Genomic DNA, 4,616 nt, shown 5'->3' with positions numbered 1-4,616 from the left:
CGCGGCGCGATGAGGCCGCGGCGACCGCCGTCGAACTGACCCTGCGACGCCTCGTCGACGTGGCGCGCCCGTTCGTCTGACGGCGGTCGTGTCTGCGCTCAGCCTGCTCCGCCCTGTCGCGCTTCGAACCGGAAGAAGTTCGAAGACGATCCGTCTGGGCGCCTGTCCTGATAGACGAAGCTCAGTCCCTGCTCGTCGAAAGCCCGGAACCACTCGTCCCAGCCCACCCCGCGCAGCTGCTCGTCCTCCGCCTCGACCATGCCGAAGCCGAAGTCGAATCGAAGGACGTCCAGGTGACCGTCGTGCTCGGCGCCCTCGAGCGTCGCCGGCGTCGCGTGGCGGTCCTCCGCCCATTGCCGGATGGCGTCGTGGTCCGTCGTCATGTGCTGCTGCCCGCTCTGCGCCGCGGCATGCGCGGCATCGTGGGCCTCGCCCGTCGCGCCGGGGGCAGCCGCCCGCTGTTCTGGTTCGAAAGCCATCTCGCACTCCTCTCCGATTCCAGCGTGACGCCGCGCCGCGGCGCGGCCGAGGGGCTTGCTATGCTCGCACACTCGCGCTAAGCGGCTGCGCGCTGCGGATCAGCGCCCGAGCGACACGACGATCAACGTCACGGCGAGCACCGTGTCGAGGACGCAGCAGAACTCCGCCGTCGACGATGCGACGACGCGCCGGGTGCGCAGATGATGCGCATCCCACGCCGCGTGCGCGAGGAGACCCGCGCCGACGAGAAGCCCGGCGACGGGGTCGCCGACGAGCGCGACGCCCAGCGCGACTGCCATCGCGAGCGCCTGGAGCGGCATCCCCCATCCGGCCTCGGCGCCCCGCGGACGAGACCGAACACGGCGAGCGCGACCGCACCCGCGGCGATCCCCCAGCCCGGGGTCGAACGCGGGGACGGCGAACCCCGCGCCGATCACGACGACGAACGTGAGGGAGAACAGCGGCCGTGCGGCCCGGTGGCTGCCCAGCGCTGCGGAGCCGGGTACAAGGGCTAGGGCGAGCCGTTCACGGTGGCGCCGCGGATTCGCAGCGCGCCAGGTCGAACGCTGATCCGCGCCCGCGTGACGTGGCCGAAGCCGTCGCCGTCGAGCTGGATGAGGTGAGGGATGTCGAATCGGGCCTCGAACTGACGGCCCTGCACATAGGCCAGCGCGTGAAGGTCGGGCGTCGCCTGAAGCAGTCTTCGGGTGAATCGGGACCGACGGGCGAAGCCCTGGAGGGAGAGTCGCGTCCCGATCCCGGCCCACCCGAGGCGCCCGTTGGGGCGCATCATCACGACATCCAGCAGACCGTCGTCGATGAGCGCGCGCGGGATCAAGAGCATGTTGCCGGTCAGCGTTCCGCAGTTCCCGACGATGACCGTGTGCGCACGCGTGGATCGAACGCGTCCGTGATCGATCCGGTAGTCGAGACGGAAGAGCCGGTTTGCGATGATCGATCGGGCGATCGGAGTGATGTAGGCGAGCCAGCCGAGGTGTTTCTTCGCGAGGGCGTTCGTCTTCTGCGCCATCTCCGCGTCGAGCCCGATGCCCGCCATGACGAGGAACACGTGCGTGCTCCGCTCGCCCGTCTCGCCGTCGAGTTCGGCGACGCCGACATCGACGGAGCGCGTGTCGCCCGAGAAGGCTGCGGCGATGCATGCCTCGAGGTCGTTGATGGCCATGCCCAGAGCACGGGCGAGGAGATTGCCGGTTCCGGTCGGGAGCAGCGCCACGGGGATGCCGGTGCCGTGCATGACTTCTGCGACAGCGCGGATGGTGCCGTCGCCCCCGGCGATGATCACGACCGCGGCTGCGTGAGCGAGTGCCTGCTCGGCCGCCGAGCGCCCCGAGTCGTCGCTGCGGGTCTCGTACCAGCGCGTCTCACCCCACGCGGCGCTCACCTGCGCGGCCACGGCGCCACGGAGTCGCTCGATCGGCCCGTTCGTCGGGTTGTAGACGACGGCTGCGTGTGGTCGTTCCATGCTGTCGTACCCCGTACCGGACGGCGCGTTCTCAGCGCCCGTGACCGCCTTCGTCCGTCCCGTCGTCGATCCGACCCCGGGCGTCGGCCACCGGGCCGGCCCGATCCGCCTGCGTCTGCATACCCGCACCGTACGCCCCGAGTCTGTGCGACGCACAGATCCGCGCGGGGGTTGACGGCTGCGCGTGGCGCGGTCTACAGTTTAATTCAACTACTCGGTTGATCAACCGCGAGATTGGATACGAATGGACGATGACTCGCTCGACAAGGCCTTCGCCGCCCTCGCCGACCCGGTGCGCCGAGCGATCGTGGCCCGGCTCAGCCGCGGACCGGCCACGCTGGGCGAGCTCGCCGAGCCGTTCGACATCACACTCCAGGCCGTGTCGAAGCACATCGGCGTCCTGGAGTCCGCAGGGCTCGTGTGGCGCACGCGCGAGGCGCAGCGCCGCCCCGTGCACCTCGATCCCGCCAGCCTCGAGCGCCTCACGTCCTGGATCGACCGGTACCGGCTCGAGATTGAGGCACGATACCGGCGGCTCGACGCGGTGCTCGCGGAGCACTCTCGCACCCCACCAGAGAAGGAGAAAGAACAATGAGCAACCCCGTCATCATCGACGCCGAGCCTGGCACGTCGTACGCCGACATCAGCCGCGAGTTCGACGCACCGGTGGGCGCCGTCTTCCGCGCCCACGCCGACCCGCACCTGTTCGCGCAGTGGATCGGACCCCGAGACCTCGAGAACACGGTCACCCACTGGGACTTCCGGTCGGGCGGCGGCTACGCCTTCGAGCAGAGGGATGCCGAAGGCAACGTCTATGCGTTCCGCGGTGTGTTCCACACCGTGGTCGAGAACGAGCTCATCATCCAGACGTTCGAGTACCTGGGTGCTCCGAACGAGGTCAGCCTCGACAGCATCCGCTTCGAGTCCCTTCCCGCCGGCCGGTCAAGGCTGGTCGACCATTCCGTCTTCCCGTCCCGCGAGGTGCTCGACACGATGATCGAGCAGGGCATGGAGAAGGGCATGAGCGAGGGCTACGAGAAGCTCGACGAGCTGCTCGCGGGGCGGTGAGTCTCGTGCCCCGGGTGGTCGCACACATCTCGAAGTCGCTCAACGGCTTCGTCACCGGCCCGAACGCCGGACCCGAGAACGGTCTCGGCGACGGCGCGACGCGCAGCGCGAGTTCATGCGTCTACACCGCCCGCAGTCGCTGCTGCGGCGCCTGATCGAACCCAAGCAGATCGCGAACATAGTCGCCTACCTCGCCTCGGCGCTGGCCTTGGCCACGACCACCCGCGCCGCCGTGCGAGTCGACGGCGGATACATCTACGCGATCCTCCCCTGACGTCTCGGTAGACGAAGACACGGGCGCGCCAGCGGCGACCGACTTCGCCGCTCACCTCTGCCTGTCAGGGGATCCCAGCCAGTCATCGAACGACAGCCCGGCGATTCGCGCCGAACCCTCGTCACCTCGCAGAGCACCAGACGCGAGACCAGCACCATATGAGCCGGGAAATCGGATATCCAGGACTCTGCGCGAGGTGCCGTCATGAGCGTACATCCGTCGGACCATGTCAGCGAGAGTCGCATTCTGCGGCCCGATCAGGTCTCGTGCGCGACCGGAAGCTCCTGATTCGACGACGTCTATGAGATGGGAGCCGACGTCGGACGCCGCAACGGGACGGGTCAACGTGCGGGGAACGACGGTGACGGGCCCGACCGTCGTCTGCGAAGCAATCTGCTGTGCGAACTCGTGGAACTGGGACGCGCGCGCGATCGTGTGCGGCACGCTCGCCGCAAGGACGAGCCGTTCCTGTGCAAGCTTGCCGGCGTAATACGAAGTGTCGATAGAGTCGATCCCCACGACCGACAGGGCGACGTGGTGTGAAACGCCGACGCGCGCCGCGGAGGTGAGAAGATTCCGTGTGGTTGCGGTGAAGAACGACACTGCCTTCTTGGTCGAGAGCGTCGTGAGGTTGAGGACATCAACGACGGAATCCACACCCTCGAGGGCCGAGTCGAGGCCCGTTCCCTCCATGACGTCCACACCCTTCTTGCGTGAAAGAACGACCACGTCGTGACCGCGATTCTCTGCGGCCCTCACCACATGGCGTCCGACTGTGCCAGTCCCACCGGCGATGGCAATCTTCATGAACTTCCCTTCGTAGCGCGGCGATCCAAGCACGCCCTCTTGTACTGACGATGCGGCGCGTCGGATTGTGAGGGGCATCCTCGACAACATCGTCGGTGTTCGTCGGAGCAGTCGCTTCCGTCCGACATTCGTCGGCACATCATCAGGGCGATGCTGAGCGTGGATTTGTGAGGTCAGTCCTCCGCTCGCCAGGCGCTGAGCCTCTCGGGGTTGACCTGCAGCCATACGTCGGTGATGACTCCACTCCTCACCTTGATGTTCATCACGCCACGGATCTGACGTTCGTCTCTTATGACGAGGGCAATGCCGTCACCGGTCCGGCGCTGAACGAACACGAGCGACCGCCTCCGCGGCACGGCGCCGAAACGGTCAAGAAGGTGGCATTGCGATGACGTGGTCAAGTTCCACCAACCAAGAAGTCCCGGGAACCCTCAGGTTCCCGGGACTTTTTCTGTCGGGATGACAGGATTTGAACCTGCGACCCCTTGACCCCCAGTCAAGTGC

The 4,616-nt window shown here is 67.4% G+C and carries 7 protein-coding genes; 3 read left to right on the top strand and 4 right to left on the bottom strand.

The features are described 5' to 3' along the window. Window positions 1–98: 98 nt before the first annotated feature. The 3 genes from EIO58_RS13110 to EIO58_RS13100 all read right to left on the bottom strand — a co-directional run bounded on the left by EIO58_RS13110 (window position 99) and on the right by EIO58_RS13100 (window position 1,963). Entirely contained in the window at window positions 99–479 is a 381-nt protein-coding gene (locus EIO58_RS13110) for a hypothetical protein (RefSeq protein WP_205789267.1), read from the bottom strand. 99 nt (window positions 480–578) lie between these two features. Next, window positions 579–800 carry a hypothetical protein gene (locus tag EIO58_RS13105; protein ID WP_127819915.1) on the bottom strand — a complete coding sequence of 74 codons (222 nt, stop codon included), beginning with the start codon at window positions 798–800 and terminating at the stop codon, window positions 579–581. Window positions 801–991: 191 nt separating this feature from the next. After that, entirely contained in the window at window positions 992–1,963 is a 972-nt protein-coding gene (locus EIO58_RS13100; RefSeq protein WP_127819914.1) for a diacylglycerol/lipid kinase family protein, read from the bottom strand. Between the two features lie 244 nt (window positions 1,964–2,207). On the opposite strand from EIO58_RS13100, the gene EIO58_RS13095 reads away from it, so the two are divergent. From EIO58_RS13095 to EIO58_RS13080, 3 genes are all read left to right on the top strand, one after another. Next, window positions 2,208–2,558, top strand: a complete 351-nt coding sequence (locus EIO58_RS13095; RefSeq protein ID WP_127819913.1) for an ArsR/SmtB family transcription factor — start codon at window positions 2,208–2,210, stop codon at window positions 2,556–2,558. Continuing rightward, complete coding sequence (locus EIO58_RS13090; protein WP_127819912.1) at window positions 2,555–3,031, top strand: SRPBCC family protein; 477 nt, start codon at window positions 2,555–2,557, stop codon at window positions 3,029–3,031. The genes EIO58_RS13095 and EIO58_RS13090 overlap by 4 nt, the downstream gene beginning before the upstream one ends. A gap of 115 nt (window positions 3,032–3,146) precedes the next feature. Continuing rightward, window positions 3,147–3,305: a hypothetical protein gene (locus tag EIO58_RS13080; RefSeq protein WP_240658822.1), complete on the top strand. Its 159-nt coding sequence runs from the start codon at window positions 3,147–3,149 to the stop codon at window positions 3,303–3,305. A gap of 51 nt (window positions 3,306–3,356) precedes the next feature. Here the strand turns inward: EIO58_RS13080 and EIO58_RS13075 are convergent, their stop codons facing one another. Then, window positions 3,357–4,112 carry an SDR family oxidoreductase gene (locus EIO58_RS13075; RefSeq protein WP_127819911.1) on the bottom strand — a complete coding sequence of 252 codons (756 nt, stop codon included), beginning with the start codon at window positions 4,110–4,112 and terminating at the stop codon, window positions 3,357–3,359. Between the last annotated feature and the right edge of the window lie 504 nt (window positions 4,113–4,616).

It is taken from the genome of Microbacterium sp. CPCC 204701 (assembly GCF_004010105.1).
Classification (GTDB): Bacteria; Actinomycetota; Actinomycetes; order Actinomycetales; family Microbacteriaceae; genus Microbacterium.
Note: the sequence above shows the minus strand (reverse complement) of the source record. Positions and strands in the feature narration are given on the sequence as shown.